25 protein-coding genes are annotated in these 24,670 nt (G+C 34.8%); 3 read left to right on the forward strand and 22 right to left on the reverse strand.

The genetic code is table 11. The annotated features are described in order from the left end of the window. Positions 1–186: an LBP_cg2779 family protein gene (locus tag LAB100_RS01585; protein WP_119326267.1), complete on the forward strand. Its 186-nt coding sequence runs from the start codon at positions 1–3 to the stop codon at positions 184–186. A gap of 97 nt (positions 187–283) precedes the next feature. Here the strand turns inward: LAB100_RS01585 and LAB100_RS01590 are convergent, their stop codons facing one another. The 9 genes from LAB100_RS01590 to dnaG all read right to left on the reverse strand — a co-directional run bounded on the left by LAB100_RS01590 (position 284) and on the right by dnaG (position 10,613). Next, positions 284–1,486, reverse strand: coding sequence for a DUF2075 domain-containing protein (locus tag LAB100_RS01590; RefSeq protein ID WP_119326266.1), 1,203 nt, complete (start codon positions 1,484–1,486; stop codon positions 284–286). Positions 1,487–1,697: 211 nt separating this feature from the next. After that, on the reverse strand, positions 1,698–2,606 hold the full coding sequence (locus tag LAB100_RS01595) for a peptidoglycan recognition protein family protein (protein ID WP_119326265.1): 909 nt from the start codon (positions 2,604–2,606) through the stop codon (positions 1,698–1,700). A gap of 188 nt (positions 2,607–2,794) precedes the next feature. Continuing rightward, entirely contained in the window at positions 2,795–2,983 is a 189-nt protein-coding gene (gene thmT, locus LAB100_RS01600; RefSeq protein WP_119326264.1) for a 2-hydroxymuconate tautomerase, read from the reverse strand. A 164-nt stretch (positions 2,984–3,147) separates the two neighbouring features. Then, positions 3,148–4,395, reverse strand: a complete 1,248-nt coding sequence (pepT, locus tag LAB100_RS01605) for a peptidase T (RefSeq protein WP_119326263.1) — start codon at positions 4,393–4,395, stop codon at positions 3,148–3,150. A gap of 13 nt (positions 4,396–4,408) precedes the next feature. Then, entirely contained in the window at positions 4,409–5,200 is a 792-nt protein-coding gene (locus tag LAB100_RS01610) for a Nif3-like dinuclear metal center hexameric protein (RefSeq protein WP_119326262.1), read from the reverse strand. After that, positions 5,200–5,889, reverse strand: a complete 690-nt coding sequence (locus LAB100_RS01615; RefSeq protein ID WP_119326261.1) for a tRNA (adenine(22)-N(1))-methyltransferase — start codon at positions 5,887–5,889, stop codon at positions 5,200–5,202. The genes LAB100_RS01610 and LAB100_RS01615 overlap by 1 nt, the downstream gene beginning before the upstream one ends. Positions 5,890–5,897: 8 nt before the next feature. Beyond that, positions 5,898–7,094, reverse strand: a complete 1,197-nt coding sequence (locus LAB100_RS01620) for an SAM-dependent methyltransferase (protein WP_119326260.1) — start codon at positions 7,092–7,094, stop codon at positions 5,898–5,900. Between the two features lie 551 nt (positions 7,095–7,645). After that, a complete protein-coding gene (rpoD, locus tag LAB100_RS01625; RefSeq protein WP_119326259.1) occupies positions 7,646–8,767 on the reverse strand; it encodes an RNA polymerase sigma factor RpoD in 1,122 nt (373 codons plus the stop codon). 22 nt (positions 8,768–8,789) lie between these two features. Beyond that, entirely contained in the window at positions 8,790–10,613 is a 1,824-nt protein-coding gene (gene dnaG / locus LAB100_RS01630; RefSeq protein ID WP_119326258.1) for a DNA primase, read from the reverse strand. Between the two features lie 293 nt (positions 10,614–10,906). On the opposite strand from dnaG, the gene LAB100_RS01635 reads away from it, so the two are divergent. Next, positions 10,907–11,476: a hypothetical protein gene (locus tag LAB100_RS01635; protein WP_119326257.1), complete on the forward strand. Its 570-nt coding sequence runs from the start codon at positions 10,907–10,909 to the stop codon at positions 11,474–11,476. Between the two features lie 72 nt (positions 11,477–11,548). On the opposite strand, the gene glyS is transcribed toward LAB100_RS01635, so the two are convergent. The 8 genes from glyS to rpsU all read right to left on the reverse strand — a co-directional run bounded on the left by glyS (position 11,549) and on the right by rpsU (position 18,733). Continuing rightward, entirely contained in the window at positions 11,549–13,609 is a 2,061-nt protein-coding gene (gene glyS, locus LAB100_RS01640) for a glycine--tRNA ligase subunit beta (RefSeq protein WP_119326256.1), read from the reverse strand. Further along, positions 13,602–14,510: a glycine--tRNA ligase subunit alpha gene (gene glyQ, locus LAB100_RS01645; RefSeq protein ID WP_119326255.1), complete on the reverse strand. Its 909-nt coding sequence runs from the start codon at positions 14,508–14,510 to the stop codon at positions 13,602–13,604. Before glyQ ends, glyS begins: the two co-directional genes overlap by 8 nt. 220 nt (positions 14,511–14,730) lie before the next feature. Continuing rightward, positions 14,731–15,489 carry a DNA repair protein RecO gene (gene recO, locus LAB100_RS01650; protein WP_119326254.1) on the reverse strand — a complete coding sequence of 253 codons (759 nt, stop codon included), beginning with the start codon at positions 15,487–15,489 and terminating at the stop codon, positions 14,731–14,733. Then, positions 15,489–16,403: a GTPase Era gene (gene era / locus LAB100_RS01655; RefSeq protein ID WP_119326253.1), complete on the reverse strand. Its 915-nt coding sequence runs from the start codon at positions 16,401–16,403 to the stop codon at positions 15,489–15,491. Before era ends, recO begins: the two co-directional genes overlap by 1 nt. A gap of 2 nt (positions 16,404–16,405) precedes the next feature. Next, positions 16,406–16,807, reverse strand: coding sequence for a cytidine deaminase (locus tag LAB100_RS01660; RefSeq protein WP_119326252.1), 402 nt, complete (start codon positions 16,805–16,807; stop codon positions 16,406–16,408). A gap of 171 nt (positions 16,808–16,978) precedes the next feature. Next, positions 16,979–17,449, reverse strand: a complete 471-nt coding sequence (gene ybeY / locus LAB100_RS01665) for an rRNA maturation RNase YbeY (protein WP_119326251.1) — start codon at positions 17,447–17,449, stop codon at positions 16,979–16,981. Between the two features lie 18 nt (positions 17,450–17,467). Beyond that, on the reverse strand, positions 17,468–18,445 hold the full coding sequence (locus LAB100_RS01670; protein WP_119326250.1) for a PhoH family protein: 978 nt from the start codon (positions 18,443–18,445) through the stop codon (positions 17,468–17,470). 105 nt (positions 18,446–18,550) lie between these two features. Beyond that, complete coding sequence (rpsU, locus tag LAB100_RS01675) at positions 18,551–18,733, reverse strand: 30S ribosomal protein S21 (protein WP_010019742.1); 183 nt, start codon at positions 18,731–18,733, stop codon at positions 18,551–18,553. A gap of 122 nt (positions 18,734–18,855) precedes the next feature. Here rpsU and LAB100_RS01680 point away from each other — a divergent pair, with 122 nt between their 5' ends. Continuing rightward, on the forward strand, positions 18,856–19,677 hold the full coding sequence (locus LAB100_RS01680; protein ID WP_119326249.1) for a pyruvate, water dikinase regulatory protein: 822 nt from the start codon (positions 18,856–18,858) through the stop codon (positions 19,675–19,677). A gap of 91 nt (positions 19,678–19,768) precedes the next feature. Here the strand turns inward: LAB100_RS01680 and LAB100_RS01685 are convergent, their stop codons facing one another. From LAB100_RS01685 to aspS, 5 genes are all read right to left on the reverse strand, one after another. Next, complete coding sequence (locus tag LAB100_RS01685; RefSeq protein WP_119326248.1) at positions 19,769–20,662, reverse strand: deoxyribonuclease IV; 894 nt, start codon at positions 20,660–20,662, stop codon at positions 19,769–19,771. A gap of 80 nt (positions 20,663–20,742) precedes the next feature. Beyond that, the gene (locus LAB100_RS01690; protein ID WP_119326247.1) at positions 20,743–21,621 is read right to left on the reverse strand and encodes a YitT family protein; all 879 of its coding nucleotides are present in this window, start codon (positions 21,619–21,621) and stop codon (positions 20,743–20,745) included. 66 nt (positions 21,622–21,687) lie between these two features. Beyond that, positions 21,688–22,206, reverse strand: coding sequence for a peptide-methionine (S)-S-oxide reductase MsrA (msrA, locus tag LAB100_RS01695; RefSeq protein WP_119326246.1), 519 nt, complete (start codon positions 22,204–22,206; stop codon positions 21,688–21,690). Beyond that, a complete protein-coding gene (gene msrB, locus LAB100_RS01700) occupies positions 22,207–22,650 on the reverse strand; it encodes a peptide-methionine (R)-S-oxide reductase MsrB (RefSeq protein WP_119326245.1) in 444 nt (147 codons plus the stop codon). Positions 22,651–22,899: 249 nt separating this feature from the next. Then, a complete protein-coding gene (gene aspS, locus LAB100_RS01705) occupies positions 22,900–24,669 on the reverse strand; it encodes an aspartate--tRNA ligase (RefSeq protein ID WP_119326244.1) in 1,770 nt (589 codons plus the stop codon). Position 24,670 lies beyond the last annotated feature (1 nt).

Consider the following 24,670-nt stretch of genomic DNA (forward strand, 5'->3'; position numbering starts at 1 on the left):
ATGGATAAACCAAATATTGCTGAAATGATCATTCAGTACGAAAAAGATAAAGATATGACAGATACACGATTTGCTTTTGAAAGTCATCTCTCAGTAGAACGCGTTCACAATCTCAAATCAGGTGATTACGAACCAACAGCAGATGAATTAAAAACTGTTAAAGAATACATTAAATTACATCAATAATGCAGTATTTGTAGCTTACCCTGATAACGATAACCTCCAATAGGTTATCGTTTTTTTATACAAAAAAGCCCAGTGCAAAAATCATCGCACTGAACTCCTATATATTTTTACTTTTAACTAAATAATCATAAATACGACTGTCATGGAAATAGACAAAACAACCTTTAACACCACGTTTTAATAAGACATTTATCGAATTTAGAATAATTTTTTTCTTGCTATTATCAAGATTGTCTAAATCATCTTCGTGCCGATTTTTAAAGGCTTCGCGATCTTCATAAGCGTTCAAGTTCACTTTGATCTTCCCTGCACCATCATAAACTATTGAAGGTCCAATAATAACTGCCACATATTGTAAATCAAACCCCTGGACTGTATAAATAGATCCAATTTCATTAATTGTTTCTGGCTTTTGAGCCCAGGTAGTATTGGAATAATTGTATTGATCCCAAGGCAAATGAAATTGTCCCTCATTTACGAAATGTTTCTTTCCGTCCAATGTAGAAGGATAATCTGCTGTAGCAACAATTCTAGATTCTCCTAATTGCAAATTTTTCTCTTTTAGAGCTTGATACATTTTTGCTGCATCCTCATAAATTCGAAAGTCGTAATCGGCTTTTAAAGTTAAATAGTCCAACCTCTTTTGATCAATTGAATCAACCTTTAGATTCTCAGTTAAATCATCAATCCAATGAATGATTTTTTTTGGAGCTTGCATTCGCATTTGAGTAGTTAGTGTAGCTCTTTGATAATTTGCTTGTTGCCGTTTAATAATATTGTCTAACAACGTTTGTGACCAATAGCTTTTTAATTTCAGAACTTGACGTTCATCAAAAACAAGAATAACCACCTTACTTAGCTTAATGATTTCCTCAAGTTGATTTTGTTGAGTAAAATTGTTGTAGTTATCACTTTCACTTAATAATAAATGTGCTTCATCAATTACAACAATATCAGCTTTTTTATTAGCCTTATTCATTCGATTAATAAAGGTTGTTGGCCGTAAAAAACGATTCTTACGTAGTTCCGTAAAATGGCCGGCGTTTTCTTGGTAAACTTTTAATAGTTCTGGATGATTGACTAAAAAGTAATTATCGGTTCCTTCGGATTTAGACTGCTGCTCTATTTTCAAGAACAACTTAGTCAAAATAACACTCTTACCAGTACCAGCATCACCATTCAGTTGAAAAACTGATTTTTTATTATTAGCTAAGTTTTCTTTGCTGAACAACAAAATTTGATCAAAGATTGTTTGTTGCTCTTTAGTAAGTTCTTTATTTGGAAAAACAGATTCTAACATAAGTCACCTTCATACATAAAAATAAACTATGATCTAGTTTGAACGAAACTTTATACTGGGTCAATGTTTTGTCCTTGTTTTTTTGTTATATGTTTTCGTAAAACATATATTTTAATTGTATGCAAGGTTACATAACAATAAATATAAGATGTTATTTGCAATTAATTTGTCCACAAAAAAAGAACCTTTAATTTAAGGTTCTTTTTTGATTCTAAATCACGTAAGCCATATCGACCCATTCATTCGTTGCTACTCGACGATATGTAACCCCATTAAACTGCTTAGTTTGATCAGTATACCAAGGAGTATTATTTGCTAAGGCACGATTAGTTATTTTTTTTACGGAACCGTCATTTTGGAACGCTACTAGTGGAACATATGTCCCATTTACATTATTGACTTTAATTACATTATCCGCTGCAACTCCCGCATTGCTTGGTGCATTAGCTCCATAAACGTCACCTGAAGATTTGAGATTATTATAGTAATAACCCACTAAATCATTAAATTGATCCATGTTATAACCGAAACGAACAAAATATTCATCTGGATCAATATGAGTAGTTTCATGCCATTTCTGTGATACTTGATTATGAGATAGAACTGTTACACCAGGTGTATCTGGCAATTTATACTGAATTAGTTTAGATGCAACATAATAAGCATCATTAGCGACTGATTTAGCAAATCCATCTTGATTGTTTTCATGACAAAGTTCTACTTGTACAAATTTATAATTAGCCGTTGGTCCGGCACCCCAAACGATATAATCGGTATTATGAATTTGAATAATATTACTATCATCTACAAAAGCATGGACATATGCTTGATACGTTGGCCAATTATTATTAAAAGATTGTTCTTCAATCGGAGCTGAGTCACCATCTACAGCTGTATCATGGACTACGACACCCTCAGGTTTTCCAACACCATTTTCGTAACCGTCCCATTCACTAAAAGTACCCTCTCGATAAGTGATCGGAACCGGTTTGATTTTATTACCAATAATATAGTCATTGATTGCAGATGCTTCAACTCTAATGCCCGTGACTGCCATTAGAAAGATACTTAGCAGTGTTACCAATCCACTAAGAATGAGCAAATTTTTCCTTCTATTCATAAAAAATCCCCCTTATCATTCAATGTCCATAATAACTCTTAATCCTATCTTCCGGACTTTACAATTAGATTACATCTAGACCAATTATCAAATTTTTTAGATTATCCTTCCGGCAACAAATAATAAAAAAAAACTAGTTTAGTAACCATCAAAATGGATACCAAACTAGTTTTAAAAATTATAATTACTTATTTTTCATCGCTCTTTAAAACACCGCCGACAGCATAGTGTTCTTTGGCCATTTCGTTTAGAACAACATGAACATGCTCTGCTGGTGCTCCTGTATTCTTCACAATAGCTTCGGTAACGTCTTTGACCATTCCACGCAATTGTTCTTCTGAACGTCCTGCAATTAAATCAATATGTACTAATGGCATAATAAACTCTCCTTGAAATTAGATGTTAATATTATACCAAAAAAACTTTCAAATAATTGTATTTTTGGTGTTTTGAATTTTATGTTTTCGTAAAACTTTTAAATTTAAATTAAATAAACATCAAAAAAAAGACCCAATCAACATGATTGAGTCTTAATTAAAAATTACTTCTTATTTTCACTATTTAGTTTAATGATTTCAAGAACTACATCAGCAGCTTTTTCCATAGCTTGTTCTGAAACATATTCAAAACGTCCATGCATATTCTCGCCACCAGCAAATAAATTAGGTGTTGGCAAGCCCATGAAGGAAATAGTTGATCCATCTGTTCCACCACGAACAGGTGCTTCATCAGGTTCAATGCCCAAATTCTTCATTGCTTGTTCAGCAATTTTAACTACATCCATATGATCTTTCATAATCTCATACATATTGTAGTATTGGTCACCCATATCAATTTCAACGGTGCCCTTACCGTACTTATCATTTAACTTTTTAACAATTTCTGTAACTTTATTCTTACGAGCTTCAAGTCCATCACGTTCAAAGTCACGAATAATATATGACATATCAGTATGATCAATTGTTCCTTGTTCATCAGTTAACAAGAAGAAACCTTCGCGACCTTCAGTCTTTTCTGGTACCTCATCAGCTGGCAACATACTTTGGAACTCATTAGCAATCAACATTGAATTAATCATGATTCCCTTAGCACCAGATGGATGAACATCTTTACCAGTAATATGAACTTTTAGACTAGCAGCACTAAACGTTTCAAATTCTAATTGTCCGACTGGACCACCATCAACTGTGTAAGCAAAGTCGGCTCCGAAATCCTTAACATCAAAATTCTTAGCACCTGTACCAATTTCTTCATCAGGTCCTAAACCAATTTTGATTTTACCATGTTTAATTTCTGGATGACTGATCAAGTATTCCATCACTGTTATAATTTCAGATACACCAGACTTATCATCTGAACCCAAAAGTGTTTCACCATTTGTAGTAATCAAAGTTTGGCCAGCATACTTCTTTAGTGAAGGGAAAATAGCAGGATCAAGCGTGTACTTGCCTGCCTTATCCAATTTAATAACACTCTTGCCATCATAATTTTCGACAATTTGAGGTTGGATATTTTCTGAATTAAAATCAGCAGTATCAATGTGAGAAATTAATCCTAATACTGGAACATCATAATCAAGATTTGAAGGTAACTCCGCAGTCAAATATGAATCAACCTTGCGAATCTTAACATCCTTCATACCAATTTCGTTTAGTTCCTCAGCCAATTTCTTCAAAAAAACTGTTTGTCTTTCAGTTGAAGGAATAGTCGTTGAGCTCTCATCTGAACGAGTATTTTGTTTTACATATCCCAAGAAACGAGGAATCAATTTTTCATATTTTATTGCCATTTTTATACGCTCCCTACAAGAAATTATATGGTTCTGTATCTACTTCAGATTGTACTATATCTAATTCTAATTTATTAGATTTTTTCCAATCATTTAAGATATTGGCCATTTGTTTTATAAAGACTGCTTCAATATGGTGTCCAGGATCAATTACATTCAAACCGTTAGCCATCATATCGTGGGCTGTATGATAATATACATCACCTGTAATAAAAGTATCAGCTCCAGCTTTTAAGACCTCTGGATAAAACTTACCAGCATCTCCACCGATAATAGCAACCTTTTTGACCTTTTGACCTAAATCTGACTTAACATAGCGCAAATTTTTGACATGATAAGCATCACGAACCATCTTGGCAAAGTCAACTAATTCCATTGGTTCAGGTAATTCGCCCATTCGACCGATTGAATAATCGTCGTCCTCATCTAAGAAGCGAACATTTTGCAAACCAAGTTCTTCCATCAACCAATCGTTCATCCCGTTATGTGCTTTGTCCAAATTAGTATGACTAGCATAAACAGAAATATTATGTGATAACAAATCACGATACATTTTGTTTTGTGGTGAAGCTAAATCTAAATTGTGGGCCGCATGAAACATTACTGGATGATGAGCTACAATCAAGTCTATCTTCTCGTCAATCGCCTCAGCTACAACGTTAGGACGAACATCCAAAGTAGTCATAACTCGATGAACTTCTTGTTGACGATCTCCTAATTGGAAACCAGTTGGATCGCCCTCCATCTTAATTGATAATGGAGCAAATTCTTCTATTCTATTAATAATATCTTGAACTTTAACCATTAGAGTATCTCCTCAATATATTTAATATATTGGTTCATTACATCAATTTTTGCTTGATCAATCTTTTTGGCATGACCCATATTTTCAACCGCCTTTTGATAACCATGTAACTTATGTTGCCATTTAGCGGTAAAAGTTGGTGTCTTTTTCTTGATCAAAACTGGTCCCATTAAAAATTCAGGTTCAGTTAAAGCAACAGTTTTTTCAACTTTCTTAGCCTTAATAATTTCATAGACATGATGATCTTCAGAAACAATATCTTCATCAACAATCATAAAATCATTCTCAACTAACCAGTGACGCACAAGAGGTTCACCAATATTAGGCTGTAAAATCAAAGTTTTTACATTAGATAATTCTTCAGCCGTAGCATTAGACAGAATATTTTGAATCAAAATTCCACCCATTCCAGCAATTACTACAGTATCAATCTTGTCAGTTCCATTAATAACAGCCAAGCCGTCACCCAAACGAACATCGATCTGATTACTCAAACCAAACTTATCGACATCTTCTTTGGAACGCGACATTGGTCCTTTAGCAACCTCACCTGCAATCGCATATGAAGCCACCTTTTGTTCAATTAGTTCTACTGGCAAATAAGCATGGTCCGAACCGATATCGGCCATTCTTGTATCTTTATCAACCATCTGGTAAACAGCTTGTAATCTCTTCGAAAGTAAAGTCACTTTAACCTCTATTCTGCAGTCTTTTTGTCTAAGTCTGTCATGTATTCACGTGTCATTGGCATAGCAGTTCCACTAGGACCGTTTGTTAATAAGAATTGGATAACATCAATGTTACCACTTTCAAATGATGCAGCACAGGCTTGTAGATACAAATCCCACATACGGACAAATCTTTCACCATACATTTCATCAACTTTATCTTCAACCTTATGGAAATTACGATCCCAAATTTCAACGGTCTTTTGATAATGACGACGTAGTGGTTCTAAATCATCAATTTGAAGACCAGCATCTAAAATGTGACCAACATTTTCTTTTACATCGGGAATGTAGCCACCTGGGAAGATATATTTAACTAACCAAGCATCGACACCGACACCATAATGTTGACCTGTAATACCATGAATCAAAGCATTACCGTTTTCCTTCAAAAGCTTCTTAACCATTTCAAAGTAACCAGGTAAGTTCTCTTTACCAACATGTTCGAACATACCAACAGAAACAACATGATCGAATTTCTCGTTAACTTCACGGTAATCTTCAAGCATAACTTCCATCTGGTCACCCAAATTTTCGTCTTGAATCTTTTGATTTACAAAATCATATTGTTCCTGACTTAAAGTAACACCCTTAGCCTTCAAACCATATTCTTTAGCAGCTGTAAACATCATTGTTCCCCAACCACAGCCAATATCAAGAATAGTTTCTCCAGGCTTTGTGTTCAATTTATTTAAGATATGGCGCACTTTGTTCATTTGAGCTTGTTCAAGTGTATCTTCAGGAGTTCTGAAATAAGCACATGAATATGTCATAGTGTCATCAAGCCATAACTTGTAGAAATCATTACCGATATCGTAATGTTCTTGAATTTCTTTTTTATTTCCCTCTTCAGAATGACTGAACTTAGGAATGTACTTCTTTAATTTGATACTGGACATAAAACTATCAGATTGGGTATATGCTGAAGTAATCAATTTTTGAATTGAACCTTCAATCTCAATCTTCTTATCCATATATGCTTCACCAAGTGTTAAAGTGGCATGTTTAACAACTTCTTTAATAGGAACTTTCTCATTAAACTTAATAGTTATATCAGATTTTCCTTCTGGTCCGTAATTCTTTTCCTTACCATCCCAAAAAATCACTTTAATAGGAATAGTGAATGAACGTGAAAATATTTCGTCGTAAATCTTTTTATCTAACATAACATCCTCCAAAAAATAGATATATTAATTGTAAATCAAATCATGAAAAAATATAAACGAAAACTCCCGATTTTCAGAAACATATTTATAAAAACGTCTCTTTTATAGGAATTTTATTTACCATGAGATAGACTTTGACATTTTTTTAATTCGAGTATATTCTAATTCTCCAATATATAATATATAAGTTTGACTGATTATCCCAACAAAACGATTAAATTTGATAGGGATTTTATCTGTTTGCCGTCCTCCGCAACAAAAAAAATTGGGCTGGAACGTAGTGGGCACGAATTTGAACCGATTCTACGAATCGTTTCAAGTCTCGGCCTTTATCTAAGTGACTTCGTCACTAAGATAAATTTCACTACTGAGCCCATTTCCTTTGCTACTCCGGACCAATTCTCTTTTAACCGAATTTATAATTCTAGATTCTAAATATTACAAAAAAAGTCAAAGCCAAATTCCATACATGATACCAATATACGCTGAATTTTTAGTGCCATTATTTTTTAGAAAAAAAAAGACCACCAAACGGTGGTCTTCATTACTTATTATTCGAGGAAATCTTTAAGTTGTTTTGATCTTGATGGGTGACGTAACTTTCTCAAAGCCTTGGCTTCAATCTGACGAATACGTTCACGAGTAACACCAAAGACTTTACCAACTTCTTCAAGTGTTCTTGTACGTCCATCATCGAGTCCGAAACGAAGACGTAGAACATTTTCTTCACGGTCTGTTAAAGTATCTAGAACATTCTCTAGTTGTTCCTTTAACAATTCATAAGAAGCATGATCTTCAGGACTAGTTGCATCAGAATCTTCAATGAAATCACCTAGATGTGAATCGTCCTCTTCGCCAATAGGTGTTTCCAATGAAACTGGTTCTTGAGCAATCTTCAAGATATCACGAACCTTACCAGTAGGCATATCCATTTCGGCACCAATTTCTTCTGGAAGTGGTTCACGACCTAAATCTTGAAGCAATTGACGTTGAATTCTGATCAATTTATTGATAGTTTCAACCATATGAACAGGAATACGGATAGTTCTAGCTTGATCAGCAATGGCACGAGTAATAGCCTGTCTGATCCACCAGGTTGCATAAGTTGAGAACTTAAATCCTAGACGGTAATCGAATTTTTCAACGGCCTTCATTAGACCCATGTTACCTTCTTGAATCAAGTCCAAGAATTGCATCCCACGTCCAACATACCTCTTAGCAATTGAAACAACCAAACGAAGGTTAGCTTCAGCCAATTCTTGTTTAGCTTCTTCATCACCTTGTTCAATCTTCAAAGCTAAATCAACTTCTTGTTGAGCATTAAGCAAAGGAACACGTCCAATTTCCTTCAAGTACATACGAACTGGATCGTTTACCTTGATATCAGTTGGGGCTGTTGTATCATTTTTCTTCTTGCTCTTCTTTTCTTCACTTTTTTCCTTAAGAAGTGCAAGTTTACTTGGGTTACCCTTATCATCAACAACACCGATACCAACATCTTCAAGTTCGCTGATAAAGTTGTTCAATGCATCGCCTTTTAACTTGTAAGGTTTGATGATTTTTTCTTGTAAATCATCTTCAGTGATCTTACCAGTCTTTTTAAGGTCTTTGATAAGTTTCTTTGTTGCAGCTTTTAATTCTTTTGATACTGCTGGTTTTTTAGTAGTTGCCATATATATTATTCCTCCAGTACGCTTAATTGCTAAGGATTCTTCTAACATTGATCAATTGCTGAGTTAATTCTAACTGCAATTTGTTATCACCAACCATCGCCGCCTTTTTAAGTTGTTCGTTGATCTCATTTAATTGAGATTCCAAACCAGAATTTTTAATGTTGGTAATATAATCATCAATCTCTTGATCATTATAATCATCAGGCATATTCATCATTTCTAAATCGGCCAATAAATTTTTATCATCGTTGTCCAAAACATTCATAAAATCAGATATATTGATTTCATCATCAATATTTTCATCTTCTACATACGATAACAACGATTCAAAGATTCGCTGATAATTCTGATGAACGAACCTAAATCCATCACCTTTTAAATTAATTCTGACCTCTGGAAAATTAATTGCCCAGTACAATAAGTAACGTTCTGATTTTTCCAAACGATTGTACTTCGGCTTAACACTCGAGGTTACTTTATCTAAAGCTTTTTGTTGAACATCTTTATAATTATTAGCCGGTTTTTGGATTTCAATTTGACGTCGTAATGCATCCAATTCTTTATTGATTGCATCTTTTGAAACGTGCATCTCATCGGCAACCTTACCAACATACATATCGATTTCAACTGGTGACTGTAACTTAACGATTTCTCTTAGTGATTGATTCAAGAATTCCAATTGATCATGTTCGTTATTTAAATTATAGTTACGCTTGAAATAATTCAGAATAAAAGCAATCGGCGTTTGAACACCATTTTTAGCCAAATTTTGAAATTTCTCAGGACCCTCAGAACGAATAAACTCATCCGGATCCTTCTTATCAGGAATACTGATTACACCATAACTAAAACGTTCATCGGTCAACTGTGTCAAAGCTCGATAAGTAGCTTCAACTCCAGGATCATCACCGTCATAACAGACATTGATTTTATCAGTCAAACGACTTAAAACATAAAGCTGTTGATCTGTTAAACTAGTACCCATTGAGGCCACTCCATTGGTAACCCCAGCCTTATAGGCACTAATAACATCCATAAAACCTTCAAACAATATTACATTGCCGGATTCACGAATCTCTTTTTTGGCATTATTCAAATTAAACAATGTCTTACCCTTGTTAAAGATCTCTGTTTCAGGACTATTTAAATATTTAGCCGTTGAAGCATTTTTATCTAAAATACGTCCGGAAAAAGCAATGATATTGCCTGATTCATCTGTAATGGGGATCATTATTCGATCACGAAAACGATCAAACAATTCTCCTTCTTGGTTCTCAGCAAATAACCCTGACTTTCTCAAGATATCTTCGCTGATCTGACGGTCCTTAAAGAATTGTAATAACAGATTATTGTTATTTGGCGCATAGCCAATTCCAAAGGTTTGAATCAAATCATTCGACAAATCACGATTCTGAAGGTACTTCAAAGCTGGAGTACCATTCTCAGTCTTAGTCAGAATATGGCTATAAAGCTTAGCCGCTTCTGAATACATTTTTAATAATGTTTGACTGTCGGAATTTTGATATTGTGTGTTTCTAGCTTCATATTGATCAGGAACAGGAATATTTCCCATTTGAGCAACTTCAATTACGGCTTCCGGAAAAGTTTTATTTTCCATTTCCATAATGAACTTATAAACATTGCCACCACGACCACAACTAAAACAATGAAAAATTTGCTTGTCCTCTGCTACTGAAAACGAAGGTGTTCGTTCCTCATGAAACGGGCAAAGTCCAAACAAATTTTTACCTGATTTTTTTAATTGTACATACTTACTGATAACATCAACAATATTAGTCTTCGAGGTAACTTCATCAATGAATTCCTGAGGAATTCTCGTTGCCATGGCCGTCACCTCCCACGTTTATAAAATGTAGAAACATAATCTAGCACATTCATTTTGAGAAAACAAACATGTTGAATCATCCACCAGTGACTTGGAAATAAAAAAGTGCTCCCACAAAAAGTGCAAACTGGGACCACTGGTCACTTGTCAATATCTTATTATACACGGTTTGATATAGATGTCACGTTTTTTGAATAATTTATTAATCTGTCTATGAAATTTTTCATGTATTCAAATGACTGTTATCATATTTATGTTAATTAAATTTTATTTACGATATGGGGGATATCAAAATGAAACGCTTTATTACTTCCGCTCTATTAATTGCTGCCGTTTTATCCTTAACAGCATGTTCTAACAATAAATCGGCCACCTCTTCAACAGAGAAAAAGGATAAAACTACTGCAGTTGCTAAAAAGAAACACACTACAAAAAAGAAGACCTCTTCTAGTAAGAAGAAGACTTCCCAAAGTACTAATCAAACTAATGATACAAATAATAATCAACAAGTCTCAAATCAAAATGATACACAGCAAGACAGTAATGCTCAGCAAACTCAAACATCTGCATCTGATCAATCTCAACAAACTTCAAATACAAACAACCAACAAAATACACAAAGTAGTCAACAACAAGCTAATGGTATTTCATATGACGAAAATACTTTGACAGGTTTTGTTAACAAATACGGCGTCTCACCCGCTCTATACAAAGAACAACATGGTATGTCCACTATTGAAGCCTTAGAAAGTACACCTGACAATATGAAAACTTTTGGAGAGCAACAACTGCAAACTGGTATTGAAAAAGGATACGCAGATGAAAATGGAAACTATATTGGTCCTGATTACTCAGACCAATAATCTTAAAAACTATTAACAAAAAGACAAAAATCACAATGTTCATAGAGAACACTGTGATTTTTTTAATACTAATTATTTAGTAACGATCTTAGACAAATCACCCAAATTAGCGATTAAATGGTTAGCAATAACCAATTGTGTTAAACGATTATTCTTAACCTTTTCATCTTTAGCCATGATCATATTCTCATCGAAGTATGAATCAATTACAGGACGTAAAGCAGCTAATTGTTTGAATAAATCTTCAGCGTTATTGTCACTAACTTTGGCAACTCGTTCTTTCAATTGTGATTCAGAAGGATTTTCAAACAATGAGTCATCAACTTGTAAATCATCTGAATAACCAAATTTAGCTTTCTTAGATAAGTTAACAATTCTACCGAGGGCTTCCATGACTACCTTGAAGTCATCATCTTGAATATGATTTTGTAGGACTTCGGCAACATCGATCATTGCTATTGGATCAACATTTGAACCAGCAGCAACTGCATCGATGATATCGTTTCTAACTTTCTTTTGTTTCAATAATTGACGAACACGATCGATCATAAAGTCATTAACAGCTTTTTCATTCTTAGCTAAATCAAGTTTTGCAGGAACTTTTAAATTAGCTTTCAAGTAATCTTGAAGATTATTCAAATCTAATGACCATTGATAATGATCAAGGATTCTAACGATACCATAAGCTTGACGACGTAAAGCATATGGGTCATTTGAACCACTAGGAATCAAATCAACTGCGTAGAAAGTAACTAATGAGTCAATCTTGTCAGCAATAGCTAAAGCTGCTCCCACTTTGCTTGCTGGTAACTCTCCTTCAGCAGAAATAGGCATGTAATGTTCGCGAACAGCATGTGCTACGGCTTCAGTTTCACCCATAATCTCAGCATACTTCTCACCCATAACACCTTGTAATTCAGAGAATTCATCAACCATATTAGTTACAAGATCAAATTTGTAAATGTCACTAGCACGAAGTAAGTCTTTAGTTTCAGTAGCATCTAGTTTAAATAATTTGGCTAAATGTTCAGCAATTTGGTGAACACGTTCCATTTTTTCATACATTGTACCGATCTTAACGTGGAAGTTAACTGATTTAAGTTTTTCAACGTAATCAGCAATCGACTTCTTTTGATCTTCTTTGAAGAAGAAATCGGCATCTTCCAAACGAGCAACAAGAACTTTTTCATTACCACGAATAACGTTTTCAATATGTTCTGTATTACCATTTCTAACACCAATAAAGTATGGAGCTAATTTACCGGCTTGATCACGAACGTAGAAATATCTTTGGTTATCCTTCATTGAAGTAATCAATACTTCGTCAGGGATTTCCAAATACTTCTTGTCAAATGAACCATAGAAAGTAGTTGGGAATTCAACTAAGTTATTAACTTCTTCTAGTAAGTCAGGATCAACGTCGATGTCCCAGTTATTATCCTGAGCAATTTTAGCAATTTGATCAGAGATGATTTGTTTACGTGCTTTAGCATCAACGATAACAAATTGTGATTTTAGTTTTTCAACATAGTTCTTAGCATCATCAATTTCAACGTCTTCACCTAAGAATCTGTGTCCACGTGTCATGCGTCCTGAAGTAATATCAAGGATCTTAACTGGCACTTCTTCATTATCAAGTAATGAAACTAACCAATGAATTGGTCTAATGTATTCAAAATCATATGAACCCCAACGCATTCTTGTAGGGAATGTGATAGATTTGATAACTTCATCCATATGGTTCAAAACATCTTCGACTTTTTTACCATCTTCATGTTTTTGAATATAAGCATATTCAACGCCTTTTAGATCTTCAAAGAAGATATCGTCAGCAGTCATCCCTTGTCCACGAGCAAATCCTTGAGCAGCTTTAGTCCAATTGCCATCAGCATCTTGAGCAATTTTCTTTGAGGGACCTTTGGCTTTGACATCAATATCATTTTGTTTTTCAGCAATACCTTTAACCAAAATAGTTAAACGTCTAGGAGTTGAAAACTTTTCAATTGAATCAAAAGAAATACGGTTTTCTTTCAAGAATTTTTCAGCTTTTTGAGCAAATTGGTTCACACTCTTAGTTACAACATGAGCTGGCATTTCTTCCAAACCAATTTCTAATAAGTAATTTTTAGTCATTTTCATTCTCCTTTGCTTGACTGTTTGCTAGAAGTGGGAAGCCACGTTTCTTTCTTTCTTCAACGAAGGCCTTAGCAACTTTATGAGCCATCTTTCTGATACGTGATAAGAATGCGGCACGTTCAGTAACAGATACAGCACCACGAGCATCTAACAAGTTAAATGTATGTGAACACTTCAAAATATAATCGTAAGCTGGGTGAACTAAACCTAAGTCCATCAAACGGTTAGCTTCTTTTTCATACTCATCAAAGAACTTGAACAACATATCTTGATTACTTTCCTCAAATGAATACTTTGAATGTTCATATTCTGGTTCTTTAAAGATATCACCATACAAAACGCCGTCGCCCCACTCAAGATCATAAACGGAATTAACATCTTGAATATATGAAGCTAAACGTTCTACACCATATGTAATTTCACTAGTTGTTGGATGACATTGAAGTCCACCGACTTGTTGGAAATATGTAAATTGTGAAACTTCCATACCGTCAAGCCAAACTTCCCAACCAACACCGGCACAACCCATTGAAGGGTTTTCCCAGTTATCTTCAACGAAACGAATATCATGTTCTAGAGGTTCAATACCTAATGCACGTAATGAATCCAAATAATATTCTTGAATATTTTCTGGAGCTGGTTTCATAACTACTTGGAATTGGTGATGTTGATATAAACGGTTAGGATTTTCACCGTAACGACCATCAGCTGGACGTCTTGAAGGTTCAACGTAAGCAGCATTCCATGGTTCAGGTCCGATTGCACGTAAGAATGTGTAAGGACTCATTGTTCCGGCACCTTTTTCTGTATCGTATGCTTGCATCAACATACAACCTTTATCACCCCAAAATTTTTGAAGTGTGAGAATCATATTTTGTATATTTAACTTCTTAACCATTTTTTCTCCCTTCAGGCAAAGCACAAAAAAATCCCTTGCAGTGTACACTTAGGCACTTTCTGCAAGGGACGAGTATTCGCGGTTCCACCCTAATTCAGGACAAAGTCCTGCACTTTTATATTCGAATTAAATTGTACGCCATAAATCTATCGGAGCTTTCACTATTCTCCGTCGCTGTTTCAACAATAATCAATATAACCATTTTTATGCCAGTTGTCAATTACAGACGCCAACGTTTCATCTTATCAATGAAAGTTTTACTTTTAGGATAATATCCCACAGTACCAAGATAAATAGCATCAATAGCATGTTGAATCAAATCTTTATTATTTTCTTTAATATCGATTGAACTCACTTGATCCAAGTCAATCTTGCTGAACAATCTCAAGAAATAAATAATTCGTTTAGGAATATGTAGTCGATGGATATCTTCATCGAAGTGTTTAGAACAAATCAATCCTCCCAAAAGAACTGAAAAATCGAACACGCCATCCGTTTCACCACCTACGACACATGAATCCATATTAGGAGCTACCCCGAAAGCATTAAGTAGTTTCATTTGCATTATGTTCACGATAATTTGAGCATCATAGCCATTTTCAATATACAACAAAGCCTTAAACAACAAGCGATACCATCCATCAGGTACCGGATCATCAATAAAGGCTTCATGATATAAATCAAACAAAAAAGTTGCATAAGCATTCAACTCAATATCCTGAATAATTTCATTAAATTGCTTAATATTGCTAGCAGAATTCAAATATGACAAGCCGTCATTTTTCACTACTCCAGAATACTCACCATAAGAAAACGTAATGACAGAACCTGATATCTTTGACTTTGCAGTCTGTGTACCTCGAACCAAAAAAGTTCGAAAACCATACTCTTTAGTCAAAATGGTTACTAAAGCATCCCTTTCCTTATAGCGTTGTCTACGAACGACAATCCCAAAGAAATTAGTTGGAGCTTGAACCATTAATTATTGAGGTCCTTAACTGAATATCCAGCACTAGCTAAAAAGGCTGGATCATCACGCCAATTCTTCTTAACACGTACCCAAAGTTTAAGGTTGATCTTTTCACCAAGTAAATGTTCGATTTTAATACGTGAACCAATACCGATATTCTTCAACATTGCTCCGCCACGACCAATAACAATTGGCTTTTGACTTTCACGTTCAACGTAAATATAAGCTTCTACTTGAAGTTTTCCGGCTTCGCTACGTTGTTTCATTGATTCAACAACTACGGCGACTGAATGAGGAATTTCATCACGAGTATCTTCCAAAATCTTTTCACGAATTAATTCACCAACAATAAAATATTCAGGGTGATCTGTAATCTGGTCAGCATCGTAATATTGAGGTCCAACTGGTAAATGTTTTGTCAAAGTATCAAATAAATCTTCAATGTTATTACCATTAGTTGCTGAAATAGGAATAATTTCTGCAAAATCCATCAAATCTTTATATTCATCAATTTGAGGAGCCATTTCATCGGGGTTAATCAAATCAATCTTGTTAAGTACTAAAAAGACTGGTGCTTTGACCTTCTTCAATTCTTCAATGATAAATTTATCACCAGGGCCTGCTTGTTCGCCGGCTTCTGTCATAAAGAGAACTGCATCAACTTCTTTTAAAGCTGAAATAGAAGCCTTATCCATATATTGATCCAAGTCATTATGTGGTTTGTGAATACCTGGTGTATCCAAGAAAATGATCTGACGATCATCGTCAGTATAAATTCCTTGAATCTTATTTCTAGTTGTCTGTGCTTTAGGTGATGTAATAGCAATTTGTTCTTTGACGATACGATTCATAAATGTAGATTTACCAACATTTGGACGTCCAATAATTGCTACAAAACCTGATCTAAAATTTTTATTATCCATAATTAATCCATGTCCTTATCACTGAATGCTAGTGGCAAAATTTCTTTAAAAGTAAACTCTTTGAAATCATTTTGGCAATTAGCCAAATAAACAATATCCTCTGGTCCCATAAACTCGCTCATAACCTGTCGACAAGCTCCACAAGGCTTAGAAAGTTCCTTCGTTCCATTGATAATAACGATTCTTGAAACGTGTTGATGGCCTTCCGAAACCGCCTTAAAAATAGCTGTTCTCTCTGCACAGTTAGTCAAACCGTAGGAAGCATTTTCAATATTAACTCCAGAATAAATCTGACCGTCATCACAGACGATTGCGGCTCCAACAGTATAATGCGAGTAAGGAGCATAGGCATTCTTCATAGCCTCTTGGGCTACTTCAAATAGTTGCTTCTCATTAATTTCCACTAGATCAGTCTCCTTTATTGTTTCTCAATTACTAATTATAATACAAGAACTTGCTCTTTCATCAAAGCAAAAGCGTTAAAAATATAGTTATTAAAACAAAATAGCACCTACTTAGAGATCAGATACCTATTATCTTGCGTATCCAAATATCTAAATAGATGCTAAATTAATTTATTTTTCTAAACCATAAGCACTGAGAATCTTTTCTTGCAAACCAATCATGACTTTTTCGTCTTCTTTTTTAATATGATCATAGCCATTCAAATGCAAAATACCATGAACAATCGTATAACCTAACTCACGATCAAATGAATGTTCATATTCTTTAGCATGCTCATCGACAATTTCTACACTAATAAAGAGATCGCCTAAATCAACTGGAAGATCTGGAATCTGCGCTTCCAAATAATCCAATGAATCTTCACCATCGTTGATAGCAAAACTGATAACATCAGTTGCTCGATCAGTATCACGATATTCCTTATTAATTTCGTGGATCTTGTCTTTAGTCACAAAATGAATTGATAATTGTGTATTATCCTTCAAATTCAATTTGTTAAATGTAAACTGAACGATATCCTTGACCCAATTCTCTCGTTTTTGGTCAATTAAATTATCATCATTAAAAATTTCTAAGTCCATAATAACAATCCCCAATAATTATTTTTCGATTTTATCTGAATCCTCATAAGCATCAATAATCTCAGCCACAACTGGGTGTCTAACAACATCAGCTGAACTAAAGTTAACAAACTCAACATGTGGTAAATTTTTTAAGATCGATTGTGCTTGAATCAGTCCACTACGGGCATGTCCTGGTAAATCAATCTGAGAAATATCACCATTAACGATCATCTTAGAACCGAATCCCAAACGAGTTAAGAACATCTTCATTTGTTCTCTTGTCGTATTTTGAGCTTCATCTAAAATAACAAATGCTTCATCCAAGGTACGACCTCTCATATAAGCTAGAGGTGCCACCTCAATCACACCACGCTCTAATAGACGACTTGTATGGTCGGAACCCATAATGGCGTACAACGCGTCATAGATGGGACGCATATAAGGATCAACTTTCTCCTTCAAATCACCTGGTAAGAAACCTAAACTCTCACCAGCTTCAACAGCCGGACGAGTCAAGACAATCCTTTGAACCTTGCCTTGCTTTAGAGCAGCCACAGCCATAACCACAGCTAGATATGTTTTACCAGTACCCGCAGGTCCAATCCCAAAGGTAATATCATTATGGTTAATAGCATTAACATATTGTCTCTGACCAAAATTTCTAACTCGAACTGGTTTACCACTAAAATCTTTGATCAATTCATCTTTATACAAATCACCAAAGTAATCCAGCGTACCTCGTTCAAGCATTTTCAAGCCACTAACAATATCAGCAGCGCCTAAACTGATCCCCGTTTGAATCAATTCCATTAATTTATTTAATAGTGCTATAGCATTGTTAACATTGTCTTCAACACCAGTCACATCTAAGCGATCACCAAATGCATGAATTTCGACATTTAATCCTTCTTCAATTAAATGCAAATTACCGTCATTAACACCAAAAAGGTTAACAGCATTTTGAGGATTCTTGATTTGAATGCTTTTTTTAATTTGTTCAACTTTTTCTGTCAATAAACAACAAACCTCCTGTATTACCTTGAATGATAGCACAACCAACAATTTTTTTGACAAAAAAAAGGTTAAAACATAAATGTTTTAACCTTTTGAAACTATCTATTAACGACGTTTCTTGTTGCGCTTACGAGCAGCCTCAGACTTCAACTTTCTCTTGACACTTGGCTTTTCGTAAAACTCACGTTTTCTATATTCTTGAAGAGTACCACTCTTTGAAACGGAACGTTTGAATCGACGAAGAGCATCATCAAGCGACTCGTTTTCACGAACGACGGTTTTTGCCATATGATAATCCCTCCTTCCGATTTCTAACGTAACTGTCTATTGCTCTTGCAGTTCATATGTTATTATAACAAAAAGAAGATAATGTTCAAATCTTTTTTTACATTTTTTTGGAGGAATCTATCATGAAACAAAAATTAGAAGTCTTTGTTCTTTCCGATGGCGTCGGTGAAACCGCTTTAAGAGTTGCCAAAGCAGCATTCATCCAATTTCCCGAAATGGATACCACTTATACGAAATATCCATTCATAAAACAAAATAATCAGCTAAATAATATCTTAAACCTCGCAAAAGAGAAAAAAGCGGTCGTTTTGCACACAATTGTCTCAAAAGAAATTTGTAATATCATCAATGAATTTTGCCAAGATAATGGAATCGTCTACTACGATATTCTCAATCCAATCATTGGTACTTTCTCTCAAATGACCCACCAAGAACCAATTCGTAAAAAAGGTTTGATCCATGAGCTTGATAAAGATTACTTTGATATGATCTCGGCCATGGAATTTACTATCTCTAATGATGATGGTCAGAACCCCAAAGGATTACTAGAAGCTGATTTAGTCCTATTGGGTATTTCCAGAACCTCTAAGACACCATTATCTCTCTATCTAGCCAATAAGAACATTAAGGTTGCTAATCTACCACTAGGACCTACAACCAACCTTCCAGAGCAAATTTGGGACGTTGACAAGGCCAAAATCATTGGATTAACTAATGATATGAATGTTTTACTTAAAATTCGTCGTCAAAGAATGATTGCCTATGGTCTAGATCCTGATACAACTTATTCCGATGAAGAGGAAATCAAGAAAGAATTAGACTACTCAAATGAAATTTATAGTGAATTAGGTTGTCCAGTAATCAACGTTGCTGAGCGTTCTATTGAAGAAACTGCCGCTATTATTATGGAAAAGCTTAATTTTAACGGCTATCAAAAAGGTTAACTAAAAACAGAAATTCAAAAGTCCAGTGTCATGACCACAAAAAATGGTTGTCACACTGGACTTTTTATGTTGAAAAAATTATATCCAAACTTTATTTAATTAACTTTTCTTTCATATCAGGGTCAAACTGATTATTTCTTAACATTTCAATTTCTAATTTATAAGGTGCTACACCTTTTTTGTCATTTTCATCTTTTTTAACATAAGGAGTTTCCATAATTTTAGGAACATTTTCTAATTGTGGATGATTGGCAACGTAACTCAAGGCATCAAAACCAATTGTTCCAAAGCCAATATCTTCATGACGATCTTTATGTGATCCAATTTCATTCTTAGAATCGTTCAAATGAATAACAGATAATTTATCCAAACCAATTATATGATCAAATTGATTTAAAACCCCATCAAAATCATTTTTAACGTCATAACCAGCATCATTCATATGACAAGTATCCATCGTAACTGATAATTTGTCATTTTGTTGACAATTATCGAAGATTTCAGCGATTTGTTCAAAAGTAATTCCTACTTCTGTACCTTTGCCAGCCATTGTTTCAATTGCAACCGAGACCTTTTGACTAGGATCAATCGCTTCATTTAGAGCCTGACCGATTTGTTTGAGTGCAACTTCTGGTCCCTTGTTTAAATGTGCTCCAGGATGAAAACTCAATGCTTCAATTCCTAAAGCATCTGAACGCTCAAATTCATCATGCATAAATGAAATTCCAAACGGTAGTTTATCGGGCTTAACTGTATTACCAAGGTTAACGATATATGGTGCGTGACCAATTATATGATCAATTCCATATAGTTTTAACAATCTTTGTCCTTCAGGAATATTCATCTCCGAAACGTCTTTACGACGAGTGTTCTGCGGTGCACCAGTAAAAATCATCATTGCATTGGCATCATAGCTATGTGCTTCTTTTGCCGAACCTGCCAACATATTTGGTGCTTTCATGGCAACATGTGATCCAATTATCATTTAAACCCCTCCAAGACCTTTATTTATCTAGAAAATTATAATAAAAAAAACGAGGTCTGAAAAGACCCCGTCTTGAAAAATCAGTATATATGAGCTTGGTAAAACCGTCCCATTACCTTGACCGTATCCGTAACACTCACAAATGCATGCGGATCAGATAATGACATTGCTGTTTCCAAATCATGCAATTCTGAACGAGAAATAACTGTGAAAAGAATTGTCTTCTCTTCATGCTTATAAGCTCCCTCAGCATCATGCACAATCGTAATACCACGTCTCATTTCATTTTGAATTTGAGTAATAACATTCTTAGGTTTTGAAGTAACAATCATAACTTGCAATTTTTGATCCTTGTTGTAAATCATGTCAATTACTTGACCATTAATGAAGATACTAACTGCACTATACAAAGCATGTACCCAGCCGAACAATAAACCAGCACAAGCGACAATGAAAATATTAAACATAATATTGATTGTCCCAACACTTTTACCAGTTTTTTTTCGCAAAATAATTCCCAGAATATCAATACCTCCAGTGGAGATACCATTTCTAAGCGACATTCCTGTACCGAACCCATTAGCAACCGCACCAAAAATGGCACAAACTAAAGGATCAGCAGTAATTTTGACTGGTGGCAACAAATGCATCATTGTACTGGCTAAAGCAACCGCAATGACCGTAAAGATTGTAAATTTATGGTCAATTTTTTGCCATGATAAGACAAAAAGCGGTGCATTTAAAGCAAAGTACATCACAGCAGTTGAAATATCAAATGGTAACCACCGATGCGAGATTGTTGAAATCAATTGGGCAGCACCCGTAACACCAGAACCATAAATTCCACCCGGTGTCCAAAACATGTTAACCGCAACTGATACTGCAATTGAATATAAAAATGCTACTGAAACTTTGGATAAGTACTGATGTCTTTCAATCAGCTTATCTAATTCACCCATGTTAAAACTTCTCCTAATTGTCTTAAGTTACCTAAACATATTAGCACAAATAGAAGTATTTTCAGATTATTTCCGGTGTTTTTTAATAAATTCGGCACGTCCGCCGCTTTCTTCCATTTCAAAACGAAGCGGGTTCTTCTTATAGAAGTCCTGATGGTAGTCTTCGGCTGGATAGAAGGTCGTTGCTTTTTGGATTTGAGTAACGATTGGTTTATCAAAAATACCTGAATCAGCTAGCTCCTTTTTAGAAGTCTCAGCGATTTTCTTTTGCTCATCGTTGGCGTAAAAAATAATTGGACGATAACTATCGCCACGATCTTGAAATTGTCCCATAGCATCAGTTGGATCAGCTATTTGCCAATATAATTCAACTAGTTGCTTATATGAAACAATATCAGCATCATAAGTTATTTCAACTGATTCAGCATGACCTGTTGTTTCAGTACATACTTGTTCGTAAGTAGGATTTGCAACGTGTCCTCCACAGTAACCTGAAACAACTGAAATAATTCCTGGTTGTTCGTCGAAAGGCTTCACCATGCACCAAAAACAGCCTCCAGCAAAAATGGCAGTTTCTTTTTTCATTTATTCGGCATCTCCATCTTCAACATATTTTTTATAGTCTGAGTATCCTTTTTCATCCATTTCTTCATAAGGAATGAATTTTAAAGCAGCTGAATTAATGCAATATCTTAAACCGCCTAATTCTTCAGGACCATCAGTAAAGACATGACCCAAATGCGAATCAGCATCCCCACTTCTAACTTCAGTTCTTTCACGGCTCAAACGTGTATCACGTTTTTCTTTTAATTTAGCAATTGGTTCACTAAATGAAGGCCAACCGCAACCAGCATCGAACTTTTTAGCAGAAGAAAATAGTGGTTCTCCACTAGCAATATCAACATAGATACCCTTTTTGTAGAAATTATCATATTCTCCACTAAAAGGACGTTCTGTGGCAGCATGTTGAGTTACTTCATACTCTTCATTAGTTAGATTGGTTAAATCCTTTTTGTAATCATTTGACATAAAATCACTCCTTCTCGATTTATATGTTTTAGTATAAACTTTCTGAATATTAATTCCACCACTCTGCTCATAAACTTAGAGTCACAATCATCTCCGATGTTAAATTGCTCACAATTTAAATTATTCTTTAATGTAATTCTAATTTTAAATAAATCCATCTCCCAATTCACTAATTATAAGATCATCAATTATTTTACATAAAAAAGAAGGACCCTAACGACTTTTGATAGCCATCAGGATCCTTATTATTTAATCTTTTTTACTAACTTCAATTCCTAAATCGTCTAATTGTTGTTTAGCAACCTCAAGTGGTGCATGTGTCATTGGTTCTGTAGCATTTGAATTCTTAGGGAAAGCAATCACGTCACGGATATTATCCTTACCTGAAAGCAACATTGCAAATCTATCCAAACCAATAGCCAAACCACCATGTGGAGGACAACCATATTGCAAAGCATCTAGTAAGAAACCGAACTGTTCATATGCTTTTTCTTTAGTAAAGTTCAAAGCTTTAAGCATTTTTTCTTGAATCTTGTAATCATGAATACGGATTGATCCACCACCAAGTTCATAACCGTTCAAGACAATATCGTAACTTTGAGCATAAGCCTTGTGAGGATCTTCACCGTCATTTAGATAGTGAACATCTTCTTCATTAGGCATTGTGAATGGATGATGGGCAGCAGTCCATCTTTGGATTCCTTCATCGTATTCAAACAATGGCCAGTTAACAACCCAGATAAAGGCAAATTCATTAGGATCATATAAGTGTTGTTCCTTAGCAATTGCCTTTCTCAAGTAACCTAAAGCGTCAGCAACGACTTTCTTCTTATCAGCAACAAATAGTACTAAGTCATTATTTTCAAGACCTAAACAGGCAACAAGAGCATCCTTATGGTCTTTAATGAACTTAGATACACCACCAGTCATATCATCATCGTTATATTTGAACCAAGCAAGACCCTTGGCACCAAAACGTTTGATGTATTCTTGATAGCTTTCAATATTCTTACGCGAATACTTATCAGCAGCATTCTTAACAACAATAGCCTTAACTTGACCACCATCATCAATAGTATTCTTGAAGACCTTGAATTCAGTATCTTTCAAAACATCATTCAAGTTTTGTAATTCCATACCGAAACGAACATCTGGTTTATCTGAACCATAACGGTCCATAGCGTCGTCCCAGTCGATTCTTGGGAATGGAGTTTTAACTTCAATTCCCTTTTCATCCTTCATAACACGGGCAATAAGTCCTTCAGTAACAGTTTGAATTTCTTTTTTGTTCATGAATGAAGTTTCAATATCAATTTGAGTAAATTCTGGTTGACGATCTCCACGAAGATCTTCATCACGGAAACAGTGAGCCAATTGGAAGTAACGGTCAAATCCACCGACCATCAACAATTGTTTAAATAATTGTGGTGATTGTGGAAGTGCGAAGAAACGTCCAGGATAAACACGTGAAGGAACAAGATAATCACGAGCACCTTCTGGTGTAGATGGTGTTAGATTTGGTGTTTCAATATCAATGAAACCATTGTCATAAAGATATTCATTAACTGAGTGTTTGATTTGTGCACGAGTTCTGATAGCCTTTTGCATTTCAGGTCTACGTAAATCAAGATAACGATACTTTAATTTTGTTTCTTCTGATGAATCAATATCATCTTTGATTTCAAATGGTGGTGTCAAAGACTTATTAAGAATTTCAACTTTTTCAACTACAACTTCAACCTTACCAGTTGTCATTTCATCATTTGTAGCACCTTCGCCACGAAGTCTAACGGTACCAATAACATTGATAACGTATTCTGATCTCAATGTTTCAGCAATATCTAAGACATCTTGATGATCAGTGTTAAATACTAATTGAACGATTCCTTTATAATCTCTAAGGTCGACGAAAACCAATCCACCTAAATCACGACGTCGTTGAACCCAACCGTCTAAAGAAACCTTTTGACCAACATACTTTTCAGTAATATTGCCACAATAATCTGTTCTTTCTTCCATG

The sequence above is a fragment of the Companilactobacillus musae genome, from assembly GCF_003967595.1.
GTDB lineage: Bacteria > Bacillota > Bacilli > Lactobacillales > Lactobacillaceae > Companilactobacillus > Companilactobacillus musae.

Coding starts and splice junctions, on each gene's coding strand:
- thmT (WP_119326264.1), bottom strand. CDS start 2,983: ATGCCATTAGTACATATTGATTTAATTGCAGGACGTTCAGAAGAACAA.
- msrA (WP_119326246.1), bottom strand. CDS start 22,206: ATGAAAAAAGAAACTGCCATTTTTGCTGGAGGCTGTTTTTGGTGCATG.
- aspS (WP_119326244.1), bottom strand. CDS start 24,669: ATGGAAGAAAGAACAGATTATTGTGGCAATATTACTGAAAAGTATGTT.
- pepT (WP_119326263.1), bottom strand. CDS start 4,395: ATGGCAATAAAATATGAAAAATTGATTCCTCGTTTCTTGGGATATGTA.
- LAB100_RS01590 (WP_119326266.1), bottom strand. CDS start 1,486: ATGTTAGAATCTGTTTTTCCAAATAAAGAACTTACTAAAGAGCAACAA.
- era (WP_119326253.1), bottom strand. CDS start 16,403: ATGGATAATAAAAATTTTAGATCAGGTTTTGTAGCAATTATTGGACGT.
- glyS (WP_119326256.1), bottom strand. CDS start 13,609: ATGACTAAAAATTACTTATTAGAAATTGGTTTGGAAGAAATGCCAGCT.
- dnaG (WP_119326258.1), bottom strand. CDS start 10,613: ATGGCAACGAGAATTCCTCAGGAATTCATTGATGAAGTTACCTCGAAG.
- msrB (WP_119326245.1), bottom strand. CDS start 22,650: ATGTCAAATGATTACAAAAAGGATTTAACCAATCTAACTAATGAAGAG.
- recO (WP_119326254.1), bottom strand. CDS start 15,489: ATGGTTCAAGCTCCAACTAATTTCTTTGGGATTGTCGTTCGTAGACAA.
- LAB100_RS01690 (WP_119326247.1), bottom strand. CDS start 21,621: ATGGGTGAATTAGATAAGCTGATTGAAAGACATCAGTACTTATCCAAA.
- LAB100_RS01595 (WP_119326265.1), bottom strand. CDS start 2,606: ATGAATAGAAGGAAAAATTTGCTCATTCTTAGTGGATTGGTAACACTG.
- LAB100_RS01635 (WP_119326257.1), top strand. CDS start 10,907: ATGAAACGCTTTATTACTTCCGCTCTATTAATTGCTGCCGTTTTATCC.
- LAB100_RS01620 (WP_119326260.1), bottom strand. CDS start 7,094: ATGTTAGATAAAAAGATTTACGACGAAATATTTTCACGTTCATTCACT.
- glyQ (WP_119326255.1), bottom strand. CDS start 14,510: ATGGTTAAGAAGTTAAATATACAAAATATGATTCTCACACTTCAAAAA.
- LAB100_RS01680 (WP_119326249.1), top strand. CDS start 18,856: ATGAAACAAAAATTAGAAGTCTTTGTTCTTTCCGATGGCGTCGGTGAA.
- rpsU (WP_010019742.1), bottom strand. CDS start 18,733: ATGGCAAAAACCGTCGTTCGTGAAAACGAGTCGCTTGATGATGCTCTT.
- LAB100_RS01685 (WP_119326248.1), bottom strand. CDS start 20,662: ATGATAATTGGATCACATGTTGCCATGAAAGCACCAAATATGTTGGCA.
- ybeY (WP_119326251.1), bottom strand. CDS start 17,449: ATGGACTTAGAAATTTTTAATGATGATAATTTAATTGACCAAAAACGA.
- rpoD (WP_119326259.1), bottom strand. CDS start 8,767: ATGGCAACTACTAAAAAACCAGCAGTATCAAAAGAATTAAAAGCTGCA.
- LAB100_RS01610 (WP_119326262.1), bottom strand. CDS start 5,200: ATGGTTAAAGTTCAAGATATTATTAATAGAATAGAAGAATTTGCTCCA.
- LAB100_RS01585 (WP_119326267.1), top strand. CDS start 1: ATGGATAAACCAAATATTGCTGAAATGATCATTCAGTACGAAAAAGAT.